This is a genomic window from Streptomyces sp. NPDC003038, assembly GCF_040611115.1.
Lineage (GTDB): Bacteria > Actinomycetota > Actinomycetes > Streptomycetales > Streptomycetaceae > Streptomyces.
This window is the reverse complement of sequence record NZ_JBEXNN010000005.1, coordinates 83,671-104,842: the sequence shown is the minus strand read 5'-3', so window position 1 is coordinate 104,842 and position 21,172 is coordinate 83,671. Positions and strand designations below refer to the sequence as shown.

The 21,172-nt window shown below is 73.2% G+C and carries 19 protein-coding genes; 10 read left to right on the top strand and 9 right to left on the bottom strand.

The features are described from left to right. Positions 1 to 32: 32 nt before the first annotated feature. Entirely contained in the window at positions 33 to 644 is a 612-nt protein-coding gene (locus ABZX75_RS08675) for a flavin reductase family protein (RefSeq protein WP_355409595.1), read from the bottom strand. Between the two features lie 210 nt (positions 645 to 854). On the opposite strand from ABZX75_RS08675, the gene ABZX75_RS08670 reads away from it, so the two are divergent. Continuing rightward, positions 855 to 1,640 (top strand): VOC family protein, encoded by a 786-nt coding sequence (locus ABZX75_RS08670; RefSeq protein ID WP_355409261.1) that lies wholly within the window; start codon positions 855 to 857, stop codon positions 1,638 to 1,640. Between the two features lie 5 nt (positions 1,641 to 1,645). On the opposite strand, the gene ABZX75_RS08665 is transcribed toward ABZX75_RS08670, so the two are convergent. The 3 genes from ABZX75_RS08665 to ABZX75_RS08655 form a co-directional block, all read right to left on the bottom strand. Next, positions 1,646 to 2,479 (bottom strand): enoyl-CoA hydratase-related protein, encoded by an 834-nt coding sequence (locus ABZX75_RS08665; protein ID WP_355409259.1) that lies wholly within the window; start codon positions 2,477 to 2,479, stop codon positions 1,646 to 1,648. Positions 2,480 to 2,667: 188 nt separating this feature from the next. Further along, the gene (locus ABZX75_RS08660; RefSeq protein WP_355409257.1) at positions 2,668 to 4,902 is read right to left on the bottom strand and encodes an acetate--CoA ligase family protein; all 2,235 of its coding nucleotides are present in this window, start codon (positions 4,900 to 4,902) and stop codon (positions 2,668 to 2,670) included. 212 nt (positions 4,903 to 5,114) lie between these two features. Then, positions 5,115 to 6,434 (bottom strand): NAD(P)/FAD-dependent oxidoreductase, encoded by a 1,320-nt coding sequence (locus ABZX75_RS08655; protein ID WP_355409255.1) that lies wholly within the window; start codon positions 6,432 to 6,434, stop codon positions 5,115 to 5,117. A 208-nt stretch (positions 6,435 to 6,642) separates the two neighbouring features. Here ABZX75_RS08655 and ABZX75_RS08650 point away from each other — a divergent pair, with 208 nt between their 5' ends. Then, positions 6,643 to 7,095: a DoxX family protein gene (locus tag ABZX75_RS08650; RefSeq protein ID WP_355409253.1), complete on the top strand. Its 453-nt coding sequence runs from the start codon at positions 6,643 to 6,645 to the stop codon at positions 7,093 to 7,095. Further along, on the top strand, positions 7,092 to 7,523 hold the full coding sequence (locus ABZX75_RS08645) for a Zn-ribbon domain-containing OB-fold protein (RefSeq protein WP_355409251.1): 432 nt from the start codon (positions 7,092 to 7,094) through the stop codon (positions 7,521 to 7,523). Before ABZX75_RS08650 ends, ABZX75_RS08645 begins: the two co-directional genes overlap by 4 nt. 97 nt (positions 7,524 to 7,620) lie before the next feature. Here ABZX75_RS08645 and ABZX75_RS08640 read toward each other — a convergent pair whose 3' ends face one another. Then, positions 7,621 to 8,124, bottom strand: coding sequence for a hypothetical protein (locus ABZX75_RS08640; protein ID WP_355409249.1), 504 nt, complete (start codon positions 8,122 to 8,124; stop codon positions 7,621 to 7,623). A gap of 150 nt (positions 8,125 to 8,274) precedes the next feature. Here ABZX75_RS08640 and ABZX75_RS08635 point away from each other — a divergent pair, with 150 nt between their 5' ends. Beyond that, a complete protein-coding gene (locus ABZX75_RS08635; protein ID WP_355409247.1) occupies positions 8,275 to 9,249 on the top strand; it encodes a helix-turn-helix domain-containing protein in 975 nt (324 codons plus the stop codon). Positions 9,250 to 9,271: 22 nt separating this feature from the next. Here ABZX75_RS08635 and ABZX75_RS08630 read toward each other — a convergent pair whose 3' ends face one another. Continuing rightward, on the bottom strand, positions 9,272 to 9,946 hold the full coding sequence (locus ABZX75_RS08630) for a pyridoxal 5'-phosphate synthase (RefSeq protein WP_355409245.1): 675 nt from the start codon (positions 9,944 to 9,946) through the stop codon (positions 9,272 to 9,274). 140 nt (positions 9,947 to 10,086) lie between these two features. After that, positions 10,087 to 10,392 (bottom strand): DUF6415 family natural product biosynthesis protein, encoded by a 306-nt coding sequence (locus ABZX75_RS08625; protein WP_355409243.1) that lies wholly within the window; start codon positions 10,390 to 10,392, stop codon positions 10,087 to 10,089. Between the two features lie 144 nt (positions 10,393 to 10,536). On the opposite strand from ABZX75_RS08625, the gene ABZX75_RS08620 reads away from it, so the two are divergent. Then, on the top strand, positions 10,537 to 11,880 hold the full coding sequence (locus ABZX75_RS08620) for a hypothetical protein (RefSeq protein ID WP_355409594.1): 1,344 nt from the start codon (positions 10,537 to 10,539) through the stop codon (positions 11,878 to 11,880). Positions 11,881 to 11,974: 94 nt separating this feature from the next. Here ABZX75_RS08620 and ABZX75_RS08615 read toward each other — a convergent pair whose 3' ends face one another. Beyond that, the gene (locus ABZX75_RS08615) at positions 11,975 to 13,225 is read right to left on the bottom strand and encodes an acetyl-CoA acetyltransferase (RefSeq protein ID WP_355409241.1); all 1,251 of its coding nucleotides are present in this window, start codon (positions 13,223 to 13,225) and stop codon (positions 11,975 to 11,977) included. 458 nt (positions 13,226 to 13,683) lie between these two features. Between ABZX75_RS08615 and ABZX75_RS08610 the strand changes: the two genes are divergently transcribed. Both ABZX75_RS08610 and ABZX75_RS08605 read left to right on the top strand, forming a co-directional pair. Further along, positions 13,684 to 14,994 carry an acyl-CoA dehydrogenase family protein gene (locus ABZX75_RS08610; protein WP_355409239.1) on the top strand — a complete coding sequence of 437 codons (1,311 nt, stop codon included), beginning with the start codon at positions 13,684 to 13,686 and terminating at the stop codon, positions 14,992 to 14,994. Further along, positions 14,994 to 15,467 (top strand): nitroreductase family deazaflavin-dependent oxidoreductase, encoded by a 474-nt coding sequence (locus ABZX75_RS08605; protein ID WP_355409237.1) that lies wholly within the window; start codon positions 14,994 to 14,996, stop codon positions 15,465 to 15,467. The genes ABZX75_RS08610 and ABZX75_RS08605 overlap by 1 nt, the downstream gene beginning before the upstream one ends. A 319-nt stretch (positions 15,468 to 15,786) precedes the next feature. Here ABZX75_RS08605 and ABZX75_RS08600 read toward each other — a convergent pair whose 3' ends face one another. After that, a complete protein-coding gene (locus ABZX75_RS08600) occupies positions 15,787 to 16,434 on the bottom strand; it encodes a TetR family transcriptional regulator (protein ID WP_355409236.1) in 648 nt (215 codons plus the stop codon). Positions 16,435 to 16,868: 434 nt separating this feature from the next. On the opposite strand from ABZX75_RS08600, the gene ABZX75_RS08595 reads away from it, so the two are divergent. From ABZX75_RS08595 to ABZX75_RS08585, 3 genes are all read left to right on the top strand, one after another. Continuing rightward, positions 16,869 to 17,663, top strand: coding sequence for a VOC family protein (locus ABZX75_RS08595; protein ID WP_355409234.1), 795 nt, complete (start codon positions 16,869 to 16,871; stop codon positions 17,661 to 17,663). Between the two features lie 371 nt (positions 17,664 to 18,034). Beyond that, positions 18,035 to 20,521: a PQQ-binding-like beta-propeller repeat protein gene (locus tag ABZX75_RS08590; RefSeq protein WP_355409232.1), complete on the top strand. Its 2,487-nt coding sequence runs from the start codon at positions 18,035 to 18,037 to the stop codon at positions 20,519 to 20,521. Between the two features lie 105 nt (positions 20,522 to 20,626). Further along, a complete protein-coding gene (locus ABZX75_RS08585) occupies positions 20,627 to 21,124 on the top strand; it encodes a peptidylprolyl isomerase (protein WP_355409230.1) in 498 nt (165 codons plus the stop codon). Positions 21,125 to 21,172: the final 48 nt, after the last annotated feature.

The window sequence follows — 21,172 nt, the reverse complement described above, 5'->3', positions numbered from 1 at the left end:
CGCTCGTAGCGCTCGTAGGGGGAGGGGCCCCTTCACCCGGCGATGCGGCCGAAGCGGCCCTTGTGGAAGAGGAGCGGACCCGCCTCACCGGCCGCGCCCATGGCCACGACCCGGCCGACGACGATGAGGTGGTCCCCGCCGGTGTGGACGGCGTGGATCCGGCAGTCGATCCAGGCGGGCACGGCGTCGAGCTGCGGCGACCCGGTGACGGGGGCGGGGGTGTGGGCGACCCCGGCGAACTTGTCGGCGCCGCTGACGGCGAAGGACCGGCACAGCGCGCCCTGTTCGGCCCCCAGGATGTTGACGCAGAACACCCCGGCGCGGGCGATCCGGGGCCAGGTGGTCGACGTACGGGCCACCATGAAGGTGACCAGGGGCGGGTCGAGGGACAGGGAGGCGAAGGACTGGCAGGCGAAGCCGGCCGGTCCCTCCTCGCCGTCGCCGGGCGGTGCGGTGATGACGGTGACCCCGCTGGCGAAGTTCCCGAGCACGGTCCGGAATTCGGCCGGGCTGACGGGTGCGCGTTCGTCTTCGCCGACGGCCCGCAGATCGGGGCGCGGCAGGGTGTCGACGGACTCCGGCTCCGGCGCGGCGGAGGTGGCGGAGCCGACTGATCTGAGGTATCGGACGACGGTGGCCGCCATCCCTGCGTGTCCCATCACACCGACGATTGAAGCTGACGGTGTGTCAGATAGGAAGGGGGGTGGAAGCCCGCCCTGACGGAAACGCCCCCCGCCGTGCCTCCACACGGGTGAAACGCCCCGCCGCCGAAGGCCCGTACACCCGCCCGGTCGTGGGGGCTCGGCATCGTGGCCACCGACTGCGTTCGACCGCCGTACTCCCGGGAGGCCCCCATGCTCGGCACCGACTTCCGTACCGGATCACCCAACTGGCTCGACCTCGGCAGCCCCGACACCAGCGTCGCCGCCGATTTCTACCGCAACGTCTTCGGGTGGCAGTTCGTCTCCGCCGGCCCCGACGCCGGCGGGTACGGCTTCTTCCAGCTGGACGGCAAGACCGTGGCCGCGCTCGGCCCGCTCGCCGAGGAAGGTGCGAAGTCCGCCTGGATGCTGTACTTCCAGAGTCCCGACGTCCAGGCCACCGCCGAGGACGTCAGGGCCGGCGGCGGACGCGTCCGCATGGAGCCCATGGACGTCATGGGGGAGGGCTGGCTGGCGCAGTTCACCGACCCGCAGGGCGCCGAGTTCGCCTGCTGGCAGCCCGGGAAGACGGCCGGCTTCGAGGTGGCGTCCGCCGACAACACGCTGGTGTGGGCGGAGCTCCACGTACCGGACCCGGTCGCCGACATCGCCTTCTACGCCGGGCTCTTCGGGTGGCGGCACGCCGAGATGCAGGCACCCGGGATGACGTACCGCGTCCTGAGCACCGCCGACGGGAACCAGGAGGACGGCTCCTTCGGCGGGGTCGCGCCGCTGGGTGAGGGCGCGGGCGAAGAGGCGCGCTGGGTGCCGTACTTCAACGTGCCCGACGTCGACGCCACCACCCGGGCGGTCGAGGAGAACGGAGGATCGGTCCTCATGCCGGGGGCGGACGTACCGGACGTCGGGCGGATCGCGTGGGCGGCCGACCCGGCCGGTGCCGTGTTCGCCCTGCTGAAGCCCAACCCGCGGCAGGTATAAGGGCGTCAGGCCCCGCGGAACGTGGGCGGGCGGCGCTCCACGAAGCTCGCCACGCCCTCGTTCGCGTCGGCGGTGGTCATGTTGATCTCCTGAGCGGTGGCCTCGGCGGCCAGAGCGGCCGCCCGGTCACTGTCCAGGGAGGCGTTGACCAGCTGTTTCGTCATGGCGAGGGCGCGCGTCGGGCCCTGCGCGAGACGCTCCGCCCACTCCCGGGCCGCGGCCTCCAGCTCCTCGGCCCGAACCACCTTGTTGACCAAGCCGAGGCGGGCGGCCTCCGCCGCCGGGACGGCGTCGCCGAAGAACAACAGCTCCTTGGCCTTCTGCGGGCCGACGAGACGGGGCAGGAGGTACGCGCCCCCGCCGTCCGGGACCAGCCCGCGGCGCACGAACACCTCGATGAAGCGGGCGGTTTCGGCGGCGATGACGAGGTCGCAGGCGAGGGCGAGGTGGGCGCCGATTCCGGCGGCCGTGCCGTTGACGGCGGCGATGACGGGCTTCTCGCAGTCGAGCACGGCGGTGATCAGGCGCTGGGCGCCGAGCCGGATCATGCGGGCCACGTCGCCGGCGACGCGTTCGCGGGCGGTGGCGGTGGCGGTGGCGTCGGCGGTGGCGTCGGGCGCGCCGCGCAGGTCGGCGCCCGCGCAGAAGCCCTTGCCGGTGGCGGTGACGACGACCGCGCGGACGGCGGGGTCGGCGGAGGCGTCGGCGAGCAGCGCGATGACGCGTTCGCGTTGGGACCAGGTGAGGGCGTTCATGGCGGCGGGCCGGTTGAGGGTGATCCAGGAGACGGCGTTGTCGGTGCGGTGGAGGATGTCGTCCGGGGTGGCGGCCTTGGCCATGGAGTGAACTCCCCTTCGGGGCTGGGCAGGTGGTGGGCGGGCCGGCGGGCCGGGTGCGGCGCGAGGTGCGGGGTGCCGCTGCGCGGAGCTGGTCCCCGCCCCGCCCTTTCTCCGTTTCCCGGGGCCCGGCCCCGGACCCCGCGCCTCAAACGCCGGCGAGGCTGAACATGCGGTGCGGCGGCGTGGTGTCAGCGGCAGACGGCCAGTGCGTCCAGCGCCACCGCGCCCTGGCCGCGGGGGAGGACCATCAGCGGGTTGATGTCCAGCTCCGACAGGTCCTCGCCCAGTTCCAGCGCCATCCGCTGGACCCGCAGGACGACCTCGACCAGCGCGTCGACGTCGGCCGGGGGCGCTCCCCGTACGCCCTCCAGCAGCGCGTGCCCGCGCAGTTCGGTCAGCATCGCCCGCGCCTGGTCCTCGCCGAACGGCGGCACGCGGACCGCCGCGTCGTGCAGGACCTCTACGAGGACCCCGCCGAGGCCGACCGTGACCGTCGGGCCGAAGAGGTCGTCCTGGGTGACGCCGACGACCATCTCCACTCCCCGTTCGACCATCTGGCAGACGAGGATGCCGTCGAGGGGGACGTTCTCGTAGCGCGCGATGTCGGTCAGCTCCCGGTAGGCGTCGCGGATCTGGCTCGCCGAGGTCAGCCCGATCTTCACCAGCCCCATCTCCGTCTTGTGCGCGAGCTGCGGGCCCGACGCCTTCATCACCACCGGGTACCCGACCAGCCCGGCCGCCCGCACCGCGGCTGCCGCGCTGGTCACCAGTTGCTCGCGGGGCACCCGTATCCCGTACGCCCGCAGGAGCTGCTTCGCCGCGTGCTCGCTGAGCTGCTGGCCCGGGCGCATCAGCGCCTGCGCCTTGCGGAAGGAGGGCGAGGGCGTGCGGGGGGCGTCGTCGAAGGGGGAGCGGTAGGCCGCCGTGAAGCGGTGGTGGCCGAGGTAGGCGCGTACGGCCGTGATGCAGTTGCCGAAGGTACGGAAGGTGGCGACGCGGGAGGAGCCGAGAGGCGTGGTGCGGTAGGCCTCCTCGGTGCCCACGGGGGAGCCCCAGATCACGCAGATCAGCTTGTCCGTCTGCTCGGCGGCGTCCACCAGGTCCTGCGCGAGCCTGTCGCTCATCGGCGGGAAGGGGCCGGTGATCGGGCAGATCAGCACGCCCACCGACGGGTCGGCGAGGATCGCGTCGATGATCTTCCGGCCGCGCCAGTCGCCGACGGGGTGACCGCCGTTGTCGACGGGGTTGGCGACGTTCAGGTACTGCGGTATCCACTGGTGGAGCTCGTCCTGCCGGGCCCGGGAGAGCGTGGGCAGCGTGAGGCCCGCCTCCGTCGCCAGGTCGGAGAAGTGGGCCCCGGTGCCGCCGGAGATGGAGTACACGACGACTCCGTCGGCCTTCGGCCTGCGGGCGCGGGCGAGCAGGGCGGCGGTGTCCTGGAGCTCGTCCAGCCCGTCGACGCGGATGACGCCGAACTGCCGCATGGCGGCGTCCACCACGGTGTCGGCGCCGGTCAGCTTCCCGGTGTGGGAGGCGGCCATCCGCGCGCCGGTCTCGGTACGGCCGACCTTGACGGCGACCACGGGGACCCCGCGTCGCGCCGCCCGGTCGGCGGCGAGGAGGAAGGAGCGGCCGTCCTTGAGGCCCTCGACGTAGCAGGCGATCGCCCCGACCTCGGGCTGCTCGGCGAAGTAGGAGATGAAGTCGGCGGTTTCCAGGTCCGCCTCGTTGCCGGTGGGCGCCCAGTGGGAGAGCCGGATGCCCAGCTCCTGGAGGGCGTAGACGGGCCGGCCCTGGTGGCCGGACTGGGTGATCAGCGCGATCGCCGGCCCGTCGAGGTCGTCCCGGAACTCCTCGAAGGCGTTGAGGTTCGTGTTGGGGCCGAGGAGGCGCAGGCCGGAGCGCCGTACGGCGGCGGTGAGGCGGGCCTGGGCGGCCGCTCCCGCGTCGCCGGTCTCGGCGAAGCCGGAGGCGAAGGCCACGGCGAACTTGACCTTCGTGTCCGCCAGTTCCTCGATCACCGGCAGCGGATCGCCCACGAGGAGGACGGCGAGGTCCACGTCCTCGGGCAGGTCGGCCACGGAGGCGTGGCAGGGCAGCCCGAAGACGGCGGGGCGGGTGGGGTGGACGGGGTGGATCCGGGCGCCGACGCGGCCGGCCCAGGCGATGAGCTGGCGGGTGATCCCGGTGTTCGGTCTGCCGTCGGCGTCGGAGGCGCCGACGACGGCCACGGACTCCGGCCGGAAGAACCGGTCCAGGTCGGGCACATCGGAGTACAGGGGGCGTCCGCTGACGTCCAGTGCGACCGCGTCCTCGGCGGAGGGGGCCGCCGTGGAGTGGACGGCGGCCTTGGGGGTCTCCCCGCAGGCCTCGACACGGGCGCGGAAGTCGGTGGTGAAGGTGCCGTGAGTAGATCCAAGCATCGTTCCGCCCCGCTCCTGCTCGACGAACTCAGTAACTGACGCGTAGTCAGATTACTGAACTGACGTGTCGTCAGGAACAGGGCTGCGCGGAAAAGGTGGTGGAGGTGATGTGTGTACGGTGCCAGACGCCTCCGGCGCGGGTCCAGAGCGCCCTTCCGGCCCGGCGCCCCTGGTGGGGGGTCGGGGCGCGTCGTTCGGCTCGGGGGCGGCCGTCAGGTCCGGGGCAGGCGGGGCCGCTTGGGCCGCCGGGGCTGCCGGGCCCGCCGGCTTCCGGCGCCGCGGTGATCGCGCGCGACGGCCTTGGCGATCTTCTCGGCGTCCAGGGCCAGCTCCCGCAGCATTCCGCTGATGGGGTTGGAGAAGCCGGTGAAGTAGAGGCCGGGCGTACGGGCGCCCGGCACGCGACCGCCGGCCGTACGGGGCCGGCCGCGCTCGTCGAGTACGCCGAGGTGACCGACCAGGCCCTCCAGCGCGCGCCGGTAACCGGTGGCCGCGATCACCGTGTCCGGGGTGATCCGCGAGCCGTCCGCGAGTACCACCTCGGCGCCGTCGAAGGACTCGACGGCGGCGACCGGCTCCACCCGGCCGCTGCGGACGGCGTCGATCAGGCCGACGTCCTGGACCGGGATCGCCCCCTCCCGGACCCGGCTGTACAGGCCGGTGGCGGGGCGCGGGAGCCCGTACGCCGACAGGTCCGGGACGGAGACCCGGGCGACGAGCGCGCCGAGCCGGTCCACGAGCCCCACGGGCAGCCGCCGGACCAGGATTCCGGTGCGCTGCGCGGGCCAGCCGGCGGTGGAGCGGCGCACGAGGTGCGGGGCGGTGCGCACGGCCAGTCGCACCCGGGAGGCGCCGCCCTCGATGAGGTCGACGGCTATCTCGGCGCCGGTGTTGCCGACGCCGACGACGAGGACGTCCTGGCCGGCGTACGGCTGGGGGTTGCGGTAGTCGGCGGCGTGCAGCAGCCGGCCGCCGAAGGTGTCGCGGCCCGGCCAGTCGGGCAGGGCGGGGGTGTGGTTGAAGCCGGTGGCGACGACGACGGCCCCGGCGGCCAGCACCCGCCCGCCGCTGGCGTGCAGCGTCCAGCCGCCCGGGTGCCCGTCCCCCGCTCCGCCTTTCCCTTCGCCTCCGTGCCCGGCCGCGTCCGCCTGCCCCTGTCCGTCTCCCTGGCAGGCTCCCTCGGCGGCCGGCTCTATGCGGGTCACCTCGACGCCGGTGATGAGCTCCAGCTCGTGGAACTCCGCGTACTTCTCCAGGTAGCGCACGACGTTGTCGCGGGAGACCCAGCGCCCGAAGCGGCGCGGCATGGCCAGGCCCGGCAGGGCGGAGAGCCGGCGTGTCGTGTGGAGGTGGAGCCGGTCGTAGTGCCGTCGCCAGGAGGCGCCGACGGACTCGGACTTCTCGATGACCACCGCGCGGACCCCTCGGGCGCGCAGCGCGGCGGCGACGGCGAGACCGCCCGGGCCGGCGCCGATGACGTACACGGGGCGGGGCTGGGTGGTCATGTCGGGTGCTGCGGGGTCGGCGGGCATGAGGTGTGAGCGTATCGCCACGCAGCGTAGATGGGTCTCGGACGAGGAGGGAATCGGTTGCGGATCGATCACGGAATGTTTCCCGGGGCCCGGCGAGGCCCGTCGCGCGACGGGACCTTGCGAGATCGCTCCTGATCCGATGAACTGCGTACAGCTGAAGTGACGTACCGTCAGTTGACCTGGTGAGTGGAAGGGGTGGGGGCTGCCGATGCAGACCGTCTGGCTCAGTGGGGCCGAATGGCTCGCCGTGCTCCGGATAGGCCTCGGCCTGTGGTGGCTGGAGAGCTGGCGGCACAAGGACAAGAAGGGCTGGTTCGAACGCGGCACCGGCATCGCGTGGGCGGCCGACGTCGCGAGCAAGCACCGCTGGACGTTCGTGAGGGGCGGCTTCGAGCTCGTCGTCAAGCCGCGCCCGAAGACGATGGCGTACATCGTCGTCTACGCGGAACTCGCCCTCGGACTGGGCCTGGTGCTCGGATTCCTGACGCCGGTCGCACTGGTCGGCGGACTCCTGCTGAACCTGCTCTACCTCGTGCTGATGATCCACGACTGGGCCGAGCAGGGCCAGAACGCGATGATGGCGCTCATCTCGCTCGTCGCGCTCTTCGCCATGGGCTGGCAGACCTGGTCCCTCGACGCGGCGATCGGCCTCTTCCTGTGACCGGCACGGTCCGCTACGACCTCCCGGAGGCGGACGACTTCACCCGCCCCTACTGGGACGCGGCCGCCGAAGGCCGCCTCCTGCTGCGCCGCTGCGCCGCCTGCGGGCGGGCGCACCACTACCCGCGGGAGTTCTGCCCGTTCTGCTGGGCGGGGGAGGACCGGGTGACGTGGGAGCGGGCGTGCGGCCGCGCGACCCTCTACACCTGGTCGGTGATCCACCGCAACGACCTCCCGCCGTTCGGTACGCGCGTCCCGTACACGGCGGCCGTGGTCGACCTGGCCGAGGGCCCCCGGATGATGACGGAGGTGGTGTCCTGTGAGCCGCCGGACCTGCGCATCGGCATGCCGCTGACGGTCACCTTCCGCGAGGCGGCGCAGGGCGTCGTGATCCCGGTCTTCCGCCCGGCCCGGCCCGTCCGGGGGTGAGTACGAAGGCTCCGCCTTGCCGTGCACGGCGGCAGACACCGCGGGCTGGACCGACGAGATCCGAAGGTGAGATCCGAAAGGACCGCCCGGACAAGACCTAAGCCAGTACGGCCATCGCGATCGCGCCGGAGGCGTCGACGACGCCGCACCACTCCGACCATGCCCGGGGGACGACCCTCCCGGTCCGGAGGTGGGCGAAGTCCCAGACGGCGTGGGTCAGCCAGCCGGCGGCGACAAGGCGCAGACCGAGGGTTTCGTCGACCGCCAGAGCGGCCAGCGCCACGGCTCCGAAGCCGAGGAGCCCCGCGGCCTGGAGGGCGAGGACGCCCGGCCGGCCCAGCTCGCCGCGCAGTGCTCCGAAGAGCAGGTAGCACAGCGGCATGGCGACGAGGAGGCCTGCCAGGAACCCCAGGGGCGGGATGCCGTCGACGAAGGTGGCGACGGCCAGGGCGAGGGCCAGCGCCGTGGGCCATCGGTGGCCGAGCGCGCCGAGGAGGCCGCTGGCGGTGGCGGAGGGCGAAGGGTGCCGGTGGTTCCGGGCGGGCGTCGTGCGCGTCGTGCGCGGCATGTCGTCCCGTTCGTCGCGCGTGGAGTCGGTCATCGTCGAGTCTCCCGAGTCGTGCGGGGCCATGGGGGACCGCTGGGCGGCCCTGCGTCCCACTGTCCGGCTCGGCCCGTACCGGCCGCGCACGCCGGCCGTACATCGGTCCGCGGCCTTGGGGTGCGGGTCCTTCCGGCATAGGGTCGCCGCATGGCGGAGCGGCACATGGTGGTGGTCGGCTACGAATCGGCGGAGTTGCTGGACATCGCGTGCGTGACCACGAGCCTGGTCATGGCCAACGGCATCGGCGACCCGGCGGTGCCGTACCGGGTGAGCGTGGCCGGCCCGGGCGGCGGTCCGATCGTCTGCGGATCGGGGCTCACCTTGAACAGCCAGCAGTCCCTCGAACGGCTCGTCGGCCCGCTGGACACACTGATCGTGTCGGGCGGCATGGGCTTCGAACGGGCGGCCGCCGATCCGCGGCTCGTCGGGCACGTCCGACGTCTCGCCCGGGAGAGCCGGCGGGTGGCCTCGGTGTGCACGGGGGCGGCCGTTCTGGCAGCCGCCGGACTGCTGGACGGCCGCCGGGCCACGACACACTGGCGGTTCGCCGCCCGACTCGCCGCCCGCCATCCGCGGGTCACCGTGGACGCCGCCCCCATCTACATCCGCGACGGGAACGTGTACACGGCGGCGGGGATCACCAGCGCCCTCGACCTCACCCTCGCCTTCATCGAGGACGACCACGGCCCCGACCTGGCCCGCCAGGTGTCCCGGGACCTGGTCACCTACCTCCAACGGCCGGGGAACCAGGCACAGATGAGCCTGTTCACCGCCGCCCCGCCGCCCCGCAACGACCTGGTCCGCGAGCTCGTCGCGCACATCGCCGCCCACCCGGACCACGACCTCGGCACGGCGGCCCTGGCCGCCCGCGCGGGAGTGACCCCGCGCCACCTCACCCGGCTGTTCACGGAGCACCTCGGCCAGGCACCCGGCCGGTACGTCCGCCGTGCCCGCACCGAGGCCGCCGCGCAGCTCCTGGTGTCGACCACGCTGCCGGTGGAGAGCGTGGCCGCCCGCTGCGGCTTCGGCACCGCGGAGTCCCTGCGGCAGGCGTTCACCAGCCGGTACGGAATCTCCCCGTCCGGCTACCGGTCCACGCAGACCCGGCACCAGCCCGAGTGAGGGGGGCCCCGTCAGGGGGCGGTCAGGGCCACAGCAGCTCGCGCGTCCACGTGCCTTCAGGGTTACGGCGGTAGCGCAGCCGGATGTGGCGGCGGGCGGCGTCTCCCTGGAAGAACTCGACCTCGGCGGCGTCGAGGACGTACCGCGTCCAGGTCGGGGCCGGCGCGTCCGGCTCGACGGCGGCCCGCTCCCACGCGGCCGCCGAGGCCCGCGCCAGCTCCTCCCGGGAGTCGAGGACCTCGCTCTGGCGGCCCGTGAGCGCGGCGGCGAGCGCACCCCGCGAGCGGACGGCCAGATCCGCGCGGCTCTCCTGCGGCCCACACGCGGTGACCCGGCCCCGGATCCGCACCTGGCGGCCCACGGCCGGCCAGTAGAACCCGAGCGCGGCCTGCGGCCGCGCGGCCAGCTGCCGGCCCTTGGCGCTGGTGGAGTGCGACGCGAAGTGCCAGCCGCGCGCATCGGCGTCGTGCAGCATCAGAGTGCGTACGTCGGGCCGCCCCTCGCCGTCCACCGTCGCCAGACTCATGGTGTGCGGCTCCGGCTGCCCCGCCTTCGCGGCATGCGTGAACCACTCACGAAACAGCGGCAACGGCTCGCCGGGCGCGGCCCCGGCGTCGAAGCCGGGCAGCGGAACGTCCCACACGCGCAGGGAGTGCAGGGTGGCGTGAAAGTCGTCGCTGTTGATCTCACCAGTCATGCCGCCAGGCTAGGCCGCGCATCCATGGACGCACACACAGGCGTGACCCACGGGCTGATCGCCCTTGCCGACAGGGCCCATCGTGGGGGCCGCAGTCCGGGAAGCCGACCGGATCACGGCGATGCAGAACTCGCCAGCGCTCACTGGGAACTCGCGTGGTGGAGGGCGCGGTGGAGACTCCGTACGGTCCGGGCCAGCGCCCGGGCGTGGTTCCAGGTTCCCAGAGCGGTGTCCTCGGGCCCGTCCCTCACGAGCGCGGCCCAGTCGCCCAATGCCGCCGCCGCCTCGTCGAGAGGGGCGACGTCGGCGAGGAGGAACTCGCCGTGACGCATCAGGTCCCCGACCAGGGTGTCGATCTCCGCCTCGTCGGGCTTCTGGTTGTACGGGACGAGGGCCCTCCTCACGAGGGCCGTACCCATGTCCAGATCGGCGCGCGTGCTCGCCATGCCGGTGCTCCCTACCGTCGTCAGCGGCCGATAACTGCCGCTCGATCACTACTCGGTGTGAAGAGGTAACCGCACGCGCACCCTCCGCGAGTACCGTTGAAGGGTCGGAGAAGTATGCAAGCCATGCATCTGTCGGGAGAGCCCATGGCGCAACACTCACGCACACGAAATGCCGGTCTCCAACAGCTGCTTGAACAGACCGGATGGTCTCGACGACAGTTCGCCTCGATCATCAACCGGATCGGCGCCGAAGCCGGACTCACCCTCACCTACGGGCAGCCCGCCGTGTCCCAGTGGGTCGCCGGCCATCAACCACGCCCGCAGGTCAGTGCCTTGATTGTCGAGGCGTTCGAGCGCAAACTCGGGCGTCCGGTCACCTATGCCGAGGTGGGGATGACACCGCCCGGCGGGGCGGGGGAAGCGGATGCCGTTCGGGACCTCGTTGACCTCGGACGGGCCGACATGGATCCATCCCGGCGCCGCGTGATCGCCGCAGGCGTCTTCTCGGCAGCACTCGCCATCCCCCTGTTCCCGGCTCTCGCCCGGGCGGACAGCCCGGACCCCATAAGGCCCGGGAAGGCCACCACAAGAGTGGGACAGGCGCAGGTCACGGCTGTCCGAACCATGACCGACCGGATCGCGGGCATCCTCGACGAGCTCGGCGCCGGGCATGCGCGCCCCATGGCGGCGGCCTTCCTCGTCAACACGGTCGGGCCGTGGTTGAAGGCCGAGTCGTCGGCCCCGGTGCGGCGGAGCCTGCTCGCTGCGGCATCCGACCTGGTCTATCTGACCGGGTGGATGGCGATGTACGAGCGGCAACACCGCCTCGGCCAGGACTACTACGTGTCAGCGCTGAAGCTCGCCGGGGAAGCGCATGAGCACGTTACCTACTGCCGCACTCTGCGCGGCATGTCCCTCCAGGCCTCGAACCTCGGCTACGGCCGACGCGCCCTGGAGCTAGCCGACTCGGCGGCCGAGGCCGCACCGGCGGCCGGGCCGCGACTGGTCGCGTTCCTCCGGGGGCAGCAGGCCCACGGGGCGGCGATGGTCGGCGACAAGCGACAGGCCTTCGCTCGGCTCAGGGAAGCCGAGGAAGCGCTCTCGCGCGCGGACGATCGGCGAGAGAGCGTAGGAGGGTACGACCGGACTGCCTATCTCTTCCACGTCGCCCACGTACAGAATGAGACGAAGGACGTGCCGGGGTCGGTCCGCACACTGCGGGAGTCGATCCGGGTGCAGCCCGCGCACGAGCGGCAGGGTCGCCTACACGCCTACGGGATCCTCGCCCAGCGTCAGCTGTCCATCGGCCATGTGGAGGCCGCCTGCGAGTCATGGGGTCGTTTTCTCGACGAGTACGAGGCGCTGTCGTCCGCGCGGGGTGACGAGCACTTCGAGGTGATGAACCTACGGCTCCGCCCACACGGAAGCGTCCGGGCGGTACGAGACCTGCGCGCCAGGGCCCAGCTGGTGGGCGCACTCAAGGGCTGACATGGGCAGCCGCAGGGTCGTCGACCGGCGGCTTGTGCCGGAAACCCCCAAGACGTCCCTGATCCCGGCCGACTGCATGCCGCCGCCCGAACCCTCACCCCCGGCCCAGGAGTACCGTCCCCGACGAGCAGAACCAGCCGCCCGTGCCCGAGGCGAGGGCCACCTCCGGGAGGTGGCCGTCCCGCCTGGTGACCTGGCCCGGGCCCGCCTCGCCGCGGAGCTGGCGGACCGCTTCGACCAGGAGGAACAGGCCCCGCATGCCGGGGTGGCAGGCCGAGAGGCCGCCGCCGTCGGTGTTGACCGGGAGTTCGCCGTCGCGCAGCAGGCGGCCCTTCTCCACGAAGGAGCCGCCCTCGCCCTTCGCGCAGAAACCGAGGTCCTCCAGGGTCACCAGGGTCATGTAGGTGAAGGCGTCGTAGATCTCCGCGAGGTCCACGTCCGCAGGGGTGAGTCCCGCCCGCTCGAAGGCCCGGCGGCCCGAGACGGCGGCGGGGGACACCGTGAAGTCCTCCCATTCCGACATGGTGGTGTGGGAGACCGAGGTGCCCGAGCCGAGGATCCAGACCGGCGCCTTCGCGGTATCCGGTACGTAGTCCTCCGCCGCCAGGAGCACCGCGCAGCCGCCGTCTGAGCGGATGCAGCAGTGCAGCTTCGTGAAGGGGTCCGCGATCATCTCCCCCGACAGGACCTCGTCGACCGTGATGGGGGTACGGAACATCGCGTCCGGGTTGGTGGCCGCGTTCGCCCGGGCCTGGACGGCCACCGAGGCGAGCTGCTCCAGCGTCGTCCCGTACTCGTGCATGTGGCGGCGCGCGGCCATCGCGTACTTGGAGACCAGCGTGTGGCCGTACGGGACCTCGAACTGCAGCGGTCCCCGCGCGCCGAAGGAGAGGTTCGAGGTCCGCCGGCGGGCCTTGATGTCCGCGCGGGCGGTGGACCCGTAGACCAGCAGGACGGCTTCGGCGTGCCCGGCCGCGATCGCGTCCGCCGCGTGGGCCGCCATGACCTCCCAGGTCGAGCCGCCCACCGAGGTGGAGTCGACCCAGGTGGGGCGCAGGCCGAGGTACTCGGCCACCTCGACGGGGGCGAGCGTGCCGAGGCCGGCCGAGGCGAAGCCGTCGATGACGGAACGGTCCAGGCCGGAGTCGGCCAAGGCGCGGCGGGCGGCCTGCGCGTGCAGGGCGTACGGGGTGGTGCCGTCCACGCGCCCGCAGTCGGAGAGGGCGACGCCGACGACCGCGACCCGGCGTCCGGTGTGGGGACGGGAGCGGAGCTCGGGTGGCCCGGAGCCGGGTGAGGGTGAGGGTGCGGGCAACGACGACGGCAAGGGCAACGGCGTGGGCATGGGTCCTCCGCGGGCGGCGCCTTCCAGCGATCAGCATCAGCGAGCGACCGGCCCATAATATCTGACGATGCATCAGATACAGGACCCCTGCGACAGACCGCCGCGACGGACCCCGGCGACAGGCGCCCGCGACGGACCCCCGCGACGGACCCCGGCGACAGGCGCCCGCGACGGACCCCGGCGACAGGCGCCCGCGACGGACCCCCGCGACGGACCCCGGCGACAGGCGCCCGCGACGGACCCCCGCGACGGACCCCGGCGACAGGCGCCCGCGACGGACCTCCCCGACGAGCCCCTGCGACAGGCGCCCGCGACCGCCCCCGCGACCGCCCCTGCGACCGACCCCCGTGACCCGCCCCCGCGGCCGACCCCTCGGCACCCCGCCCGTCCCACCCCTGTGCTTCTGCCGCCGCTCGCCCTAACATGACGGCCCGTCAGATACGGGGAGGAGCCCGACGATGGATGCCGCCTTCACCGCGGAGCAGGACGAGATACGCCGCACCCTGCGCGAGATCCTGGGCAAACGCTGCGGCCCGGACGACGTCAAGGCAGCCGTCCGCACCGCCGCCGGACACGACCGCGAGCTGTGGCGGCAGCTCGCCCGGCAGCTCGGGCTGCCCGGCATCGCCATCGCCGAGGAGTACGGCGGCGTCGGCTGCACACCCGCCGACCTGGCCCTGGCCTGCGAGGAAACCGGACGGGCGCTGCTGCCCTCGCCGTTACTGGCCACCGCCGCGCTCTGCGTGCCGCTGATCACCGCCCTCGGCACCGCGGCCCAGCGCTCCGCGCTGCTCCCGCCGCTCGCGGCCGGCGACCTGACCGCCGCCCTCGCCGTGCCCGGCCCGGCGCTGGCCACCGCGCTCGCGCTGACCGGCGAGAACGCCGCCGGGGAGTGGGCCGGCGGCGGCCGCGCGGGCGGCGTCCAGGCACGCCCCGCCCCCGCCTCGGGCGGCAACGCCGCAGGCGGGGCAGACGGCGCCGCCGCCGGGGGCTGGCGGCTCTACGGGGAGGTGGCCCAGGTGCTCGACGGGCACAGCGCCTCGCTGCTGCTGGTCGCCGCCCACGCCGGGGGCTTCGCGCGGAGCCGTACGCTGCTGTTCCTCGTACGGGAGGACGCGCCCGGCCTCGTACGGTCACGGCAGTCCGTACTCGACGAGACCCGCCCGCAGGCAAAGATCCAACTACGGGACACCCCCGCAGAGTTGCTCGGCGGCGACGGCGTCAGCGAAGAGGGAGGGGGCGACGCGCTCCGGGCCCTCGCCGCCGCCGGCCGTACCGCCTCCGCCGTGCTGGCCGCCGAGGCGGTCGGTGCGGCCGGACAGGCGCTCGCCCGCACCGTGGAGTACGTACGGCAGCGCGAGCAGTTCGGCCGGGCGATCGGCTCCTTCCAGGCGGTCAAACACCGGCTCGCCGACCTGTACGTCCAGGTGCAGGCGGCCCGGTCGGCGGCCTACTACGCCGCCTGGGACCCGGACCAGGGCGGCCTCGCGCTCGCCCAGGCGCTGGAGGCCCTTCGGGCGACCGCGGGCGAGGCGATCCAGCTGCACGGCGGCATCGGCTTCACCTGGGAGCACGACGCGCACCTCTACTTCAAGCGGGCGGCGGCCGACGACCTGCTCTTCGGCCCCGTCCACCGGCTGCGGGCGCACGCCGCCACCCGCGCGGGCCTCTTCGCCCCCGCGACGGCCCCCCCCCCCCCCCCCGCGACGGCCCCCGCCCCCGCCACCGGCGTCACGCCCCCACCCCCGAGCGAGAAGGTGGCCGTCTGATGGCTCTCGGCGTCAAGCTGATGCAGAAGGTCTCCTCGACGGGGCTGTTCGCCAAGGTCGCACCGCACTTCATCCCGGCGATGGACAAAGCTGTGCACAAACTGACCCGGGGCAAGGTCATGCTCAGCGCCCAGATGCTGCCGGGCGTGATCCTCACCGCCAAGGGGGCCAAGACCGGCGAACCGCGCACCACCCCGCTCGCGTGCATGCCGGAGGACGGAGGCGCGAGCTGGCTGCTGATCGGCTCGAACTTCGGCCGGCCCGGACACCCTGCGTGGACCGGGAACCTTCTCAAGCACCCGGACGCGGAGGTGAGTTGGAAGGGCCGGGACATCGCTGTGCGGGCCCGGCTGCTGGAAGGCGAGGATCGTGCGGCGGCGTGGCGGGCGGTGCTGGCGTTCTGGCCGCCGTACGCGACGTACCAGGCGCGCATAGAGCGCGAGATCCGGTTGTTCCGCCTGGAGCGCCGCTGATCACAGCGCACGGCCCACGACGGTACGCCCCACGGCACACGGGCCCACGCCCTACGGCGCTACGGCCCAGGACGGTACGCCCCGCCACCCGCCGCTGTACGCCCCACGACGATACGACGCACGGGACGGTATGGAGCAGGACGAACGAACGACGGCACTCCCACGCGCGCGACGGTACGAAGCCGCCCGCGGACGGCGGAACGCTCGACGTCGGACCCGGGACGTCTGACCCGGGACGTCTGACCCGGGGCGTTCGGACCCTCGACGGCGGACCCGGGACGTCGGACCCTCGACGGCGGACCCCGGGAAGGGTCCGCCGTTACTTGGACGGCTTCTTGCCGGTGATGCCGAGGTGGACGAGCAGTGCCAGGTTCGGCTTCAGTTCGGTCTGCTTGACACCCCAGGTCTGGAAGCCCTTCTGGTGCGAGGCGACCGCGGCCAGCATCGCGACCAGTGAACCCGCCATCGCCGCCGGGCTGATGTCCTTGTCGACCTTGCCCTTGGCCTGGAGCTCCTTCATCGACTCCGTGAGGGAGTTGGTGACCGAGTTCAGGATCTTCATGCGGATCTTGTAGAAGCGCTTGTCGCCCTCGGCCGCGCCGAGGTCCACGACCCGCAGGATCGCGTCGTTGCGCCGCCAGAAGTCCAGGAATCCCTCGACGAGTTCCTCGGCGGCCGCCCAGCCGGATTTGCCGACCCAGGTCCGGCCTTCGACGAGCGACGTCAACTGCGCGCCCTCCGTGGCCATTTCCTCGGCGATCTCCAGGACGGCACCCTCGACGTCCGGGAAGTACTGGTAGAAGGTCGCGGGGGAGGTACCGGCCTTGCGGGCGACGTCGATCACTTTGACGTCGCGGTACGGCGAGGAGCTGAGCATCTCGCTCAGGCAGTCGAGCAGCTTCTGCCGCGTCGCCTGGCCGCGCCGGCCGGCGACACGCCCGTCGACGGTGCGTACTTGTCCTGTCATGCCGTCAGCTTACCGAGGGGTGATCGGCGCGCTATTCGGCCGCCTGCAAATGGGGCTACGGGGGCTCCGGCCCGGGTGGGAGCCGGTCCTGGCAGGGCGTGGGGGCGGATTCCGGCCGGGCGCGTGCCGCGCATGCGCCCCACATACGCCCCGGGTACGCCCTACGCGCGCCCCACATGCCCCGCGCGCGCGCCCTGCTCCCCGGCGGCGTCCAGCCTTCGCCGCGCCCTCGGTCCCGTCATCCGGTCGCGTCGTCCGGAACCTCGCGATATCCCCCGAATAGTCTTATCAACAGGCTGTGGACAAGTTTTCGGGCGGAACATGGCCGGGAGGGGTGGGACAGGTATCGGGAGGCGTGGGACAGGTAGGACGGGTGGGGCAGGTGGGACAGGTGGGCAGGAACATAACCCCGCACAACGGAAGGAACCGGGCTCATGGCCGCATTCGCGGAAGGCGAACCCTGCTGGGTCGACGCCTCGCTTCCGGACGTCGAGGCGGGCAAGCGCTTCTACGGTGAGCTCTTCGGGTGGACCTTCGGCGACAGCTCGGGCGCCGAGTACGGCAACTACACGCAGGCCTACAGCCGCGGGCGCAACGTCGCCGCCCTCGCCCCCAAGCCCGACGGCCGGATGCCGACCGTGTGGGGGGTCTACCTCTACACCGCCGACGCCTACGCGTGCGCCGCCCGCATCCGTGCCTCCGGCGGCCAGATGGTGATGGACCCGATGCCGGTGGGCCCGTACGGCACGGCCGCGATGGCCGCCGACCCCGGCGGAGCCGTCTTCGGCCTCTGGCAGCCCGGCACCCACTACGGCTTCGAGGCCCAGCAGGAGCCGTACACGTACTGCTGGAGCGAGGTCTACACGCGCGCCCGCGACGCCGTCGACGTCTTCTACGCGAACGTCTTCGGCTATGTCCCGCAGGACCAGGACGACGCCGGCGTCGAGTACCGCCTCTGGTCCCCGCCCGGCAGCACGCCCGGAACGGACACGGCCGTCATGGGCCGCAGCCTGATCACCGACGCCTTCCCGGAGATCATGCCGGCGCACTTCCTCGTGTACTTCGCCGTCCCGGACTGCGACCAGTCCGTCGCCATGGCGCAGCGGCTCGGCGGCAGGGTCACCGCCGACCCCTTCGACACGCCGTACGGGCGGATCGCGGTTGTCGCCGACAATCAGGGGGCGGTCTTCGGGCTGCTCTCGGAACCGCGGTCGAAGCCGGTCGTCTAGCTGCCGCGCGACCGCCGCGCACCGGGTCTCGCACGAGGCCTCGCCCGGGTCTCGCACGAGGCCTCGCCCGGGTCTCGTACGCGCCCCGCATCAGGTGTCGCACCCCGTTCGGAACCGGTTCCCCCACCGGCCCCGCGCACCGCGTCGGCCACGAGGTCGTGTGAGCAATCCCGCACCCGGTCGTGTGGCCGGGGCCGGACCGGGCGCGGGCCTGACAGAATCGGGTTGCGCGACCCGGGCGGCGCCCGGGGTGAGACGCTGCACGGGGCACGGCCCCGTGCCGGCGCGTGTGCGTGTACGTGTGCGAGTACCGGTGCGCGTGCTGGTGGAGCGGGCCCGGTGAGGGCCCGTACGGGGAGGTGTGGAGGCGAGTGGTGGAGCAGCTGACGCAGCACGACCCGAGACGGATCGGCCCCTTCGAGGTGCTGGGACGGCTCGGCGCCGGCGGCATGGGGCTGGTCTATCTCGCGCGGTCGGCGTCCGGACGGCGGGTCGCGATCAAGACGGTGCGCACCGAGCTCGCCGAGGACCAGTTGTTCCGGGTGCGGTTCACCCGTGAGGTGGAGGCGGCGCGCGCCGTGTCCGGCTTCTACACCGCGGCCGTCGTCGACGCCGATCCGCGGGCGGCCGTGCCGTGGCTGGCCACCGCGTACGTCCCGGCGCCCTCCCTGGAGGAGATCGTCAACGAGTGCGGGCCCATGCCAGCCCAGGCCGTACGGTGGCTCGCGGCCGGAATCGCCGAGGCGCTGCAGTCCATCCACGGCGCCGGTCTCGTCCACCGCGACCTGAAGCCGTCCAACGTGCTCGTCGTCGAGGACGGGCCCCGCGTGATCGACTTCGGCATCGCGAGCGGCGTCTCCAACACCCGCCTGACCATGACGAACGTCGCCGTCGGCACCCCCGCCTACATGTCGCCCGAGCAGGCGAAGGACTCGCGCAGCGTCAAGGGCGCCAGCGATGTCTTCTCGCTCGGCTCGACGCTGGTCTTCGCGGCGACCGGGCACCCGCCGTACCACGGGGCGAACCCGGTGGAGACGGTCTTCATGCTGCTGCGCGAGGGACCCAACCTGGAAGGGCTGCCCGAGGAGCTGCGGCCGCTGATCGAGTCGTGCATGAAGATGGACGCCACTCAGCGCCCGACCCCGGCCGACCTCCAGGCGCAGCTGGCCCCGCACCTCTTCGACGGCGGTGACGACAGCGGGACCGCCTCGGCGTGGCTGCCCGGGCGGGCCGTCGCGATGATCGAGGCCCGGCGGGCGGGGAACCGTACGCCTCCCGCACCGGTCGTACCCGGCCCCGGCGGCCCCGGCGGCCCCGGCGGCCCTGGTGGCCCCGGCGGCGCCGGATCCCGCGGGCCCGCCCCGGCGGCCCCCACCCACCGCCGTCCGCGTGGCGGCGAGGCCTGGGTGGACCCGCGCACCGGCCAGGCCGTCCCGCAGCGCCCGCACCACCCGCCGATGTCCCCCGTGCGCTCGGGCGAGCCCGTCCGGATCGGTGGCTCCCCGGTGCCGATCGGGCCCGGACCGCGGGCGGCGGCCGCCGCGCCGGCCGCCGCGCACGCCCCCGCCCCCGCCGCCGCGGACTTGGCGACGGGCTGGGTCCGCCCGCCCGGCGGCGCGGCGTCCGCGCCACCGTCCCCGTCTCCGTCCCCGTCACCGTCTCCCCCGGGTTCGGCCCTGCCGGCCGTACCGAGCCCGGGGCACCCGGGTCCGGACAGCGGCCGCTGGCGCCCGTGGCGCTTCCGCATGTCCAACGAGGTCTGGGGCACCCCGACCGTCGCGGGCGACCTGCTCTACGTCACCTCCTTCGAGGTGCACGCCCTGGACGTGGCCAGCGGCCGCCGCCAGTTCAAGACGCGCGACGTCGCCTGGTCGATGGCCGTCTCGGACGGCAGGATCCACGCCTCCGACGGACCCTCCCTCTACGCGCTCGACGCCACCGACGGATCCGAGCGGTGGCGGCTGTCCACCGACGCCTGGGTGTACGCGCTGCGCGCCGACCGCGGCACGGTCGTCACCGCCACGCGGGGTGGCGGCGTACAGGGCTGGGAAGCCTCGAACGGCCAGAAGCTGTGGGAGCTGACCGGCGCCCAGACCGAGTTCGAGACCCCGGAGGCGGCCCCCGTCCTCCACGACGGCACGGTGTACGTGTGGCAGGACGCGCGGCTGCGCGCCCTGGACGCCCGCAGCGGCCGCGAGTGCTGGTCGTACCCGGTCGGCGACGCGGCCTCCTGCGGGAACGTCCCTGTACGGGTCACCCCCGCCCAGGACGGCAATGTCTACGTCACCGCCGGCACCCGGGTCCTGTCCGTGGACCGGGCCTCCGGGCGGGTCCGCTGGCACTTCGAGGCCCCCGCGGTCTTCCTGGCGGCCCCGGCCTTCGCGCCGGGCGCGGCGGTCACGGGCGGCGGGGTCTACCTCGCCGACTACCTGGGCACCGTCTACGCCCTGGACGCCGCCACCGGCAAGGACCGCTGGCGCATCGCGACCGAGTCGCGGCCGTCCTCGGACCCGGTGCTGGTGGCCAACGGCAACGTCCACCTGGGCGCGGGCAGCGCGCTGTACACGCTCGACGCGGTCACCGGCACCCCGAAGTGGCGCTTCGCCGCGGGCGGCGAGATCACCGGCCTGCCGGCGGTCGCCGACGGCCGGGTGCACTTCGGCTCGGCGGACCACTGCCTGTACACCCTGGACGCGGCGGGTGGCCAGCTCCGCTGGAAGCTGGCCACGGGCGGGGAGATCACGGGTGCGCCGGTAGCGGAGGCGGGCGTGGTCTACGCGTGCAGCAAGGACCGCTGCGTGTACGCCCTGGACGCGGCGAAGGGGACGGGCACCCGTACGGCCGGGGCTTCTTCGTAAGACGCCGACTGAGGTGACCACCGAGGCGCCCACTGAGGCGCCCACTGAGGCGCCGAACGGGCCCTCCGGGTCGCGCACCGTACCGGGAGTGACAGGATGGACCCCATGAGCAACGTCTACTTCGACATCAACATCAACGGCGAGTCCGCCGGCCGCATCGTCTTCAACCTCTTCGACGACGTGGTTCCGAAGACCGCCAAGAACTTCCGCGAGCTCGCCACCGGCGAGCACGGCTACGGCTACAAGGACTCGCCGTTCCACCGTGTGATCCCGCAGTTCATGCTGCAGGGCGGCGACTTCACCAACCAGAACGGCACCGGCGGCAAGAGCATCTACGGCGAGAAGTTCGCCGACGAGAACTTCGAGCTGAAGCACGACCGCCCGTTCCTGCTGTCGATGGCGAACGCCGGCCGGAACACCAACGGCTCGCAGTTCTTCATCACCACCGTCCCGACCCCGTGGCTCGACGGCAAGCACGTCGTCTTCGGCGAGGTCGTCGAGGGCTCGGACCTGGTCCAGAAGATCGAGTCCCTGGGCTCCCCGTCGGGCGCCACCCGCGCCAAGATCGAGATCGCGGCCTCGGGCGTCGTCGACGCCGCCTGATCCCCACCCCGCCCGTTACGGCTGGCCGGCCCCGTCCCCTTCAGGGGG

Coding starts and splice junctions, on each gene's coding strand:
- ABZX75_RS08660 (WP_355409257.1), bottom strand. CDS start 4,902: ATGCTTGGATCTACTCACGGCACCTTCACCACCGACTTCCGCGCCCGT.
- ABZX75_RS08650 (WP_355409253.1), top strand. CDS start 6,643: ATGCAGACCGTCTGGCTCAGTGGGGCCGAATGGCTCGCCGTGCTCCGG.
- ABZX75_RS08610 (WP_355409239.1), top strand. CDS start 13,684: ATGGATGCCGCCTTCACCGCGGAGCAGGACGAGATACGCCGCACCCTG.
- ABZX75_RS08665 (WP_355409259.1), bottom strand. CDS start 2,479: ATGGCCAAGGCCGCCACCCCGGACGACATCCTCCACCGCACCGACAAC.
- ABZX75_RS08605 (WP_355409237.1), top strand. CDS start 14,994: ATGGCTCTCGGCGTCAAGCTGATGCAGAAGGTCTCCTCGACGGGGCTG.
- ABZX75_RS08670 (WP_355409261.1), top strand. CDS start 855: ATGCTCGGCACCGACTTCCGTACCGGATCACCCAACTGGCTCGACCTC.
- ABZX75_RS08595 (WP_355409234.1), top strand. CDS start 16,869: ATGGCCGCATTCGCGGAAGGCGAACCCTGCTGGGTCGACGCCTCGCTT.
- ABZX75_RS08640 (WP_355409249.1), bottom strand. CDS start 8,124: ATGACCGACTCCACGCGCGACGAACGGGACGACATGCCGCGCACGACG.
- ABZX75_RS08625 (WP_355409243.1), bottom strand. CDS start 10,392: ATGGCGAGCACGCGCGCCGATCTGGACATGGGTACGGCCCTCGTGAGG.
- ABZX75_RS08655 (WP_355409255.1), bottom strand. CDS start 6,434: ATGCCCGCCGACCCCGCAGCACCCGACATGACCACCCAGCCCCGCCCC.
- ABZX75_RS08620 (WP_355409594.1), top strand. CDS start 10,537: ATGGCGCAACACTCACGCACACGAAATGCCGGTCTCCAACAGCTGCTT.
- ABZX75_RS08635 (WP_355409247.1), top strand. CDS start 8,275: ATGGCGGAGCGGCACATGGTGGTGGTCGGCTACGAATCGGCGGAGTTG.
- ABZX75_RS08615 (WP_355409241.1), bottom strand. CDS start 13,225: ATGCCCACGCCGTTGCCCTTGCCGTCGTCGTTGCCCGCACCCTCACCC.
- ABZX75_RS08675 (WP_355409595.1), bottom strand. CDS start 644: ATGGCGGCCACCGTCGTCCGATACCTCAGATCAGTCGGCTCCGCCACC.
- ABZX75_RS08630 (WP_355409245.1), bottom strand. CDS start 9,946: ATGACTGGTGAGATCAACAGCGACGACTTTCACGCCACCCTGCACTCC.
- ABZX75_RS08600 (WP_355409236.1), bottom strand. CDS start 16,434: ATGACAGGACAAGTACGCACCGTCGACGGGCGTGTCGCCGGCCGGCGC.
- ABZX75_RS08585 (WP_355409230.1), top strand. CDS start 20,627: ATGAGCAACGTCTACTTCGACATCAACATCAACGGCGAGTCCGCCGGC.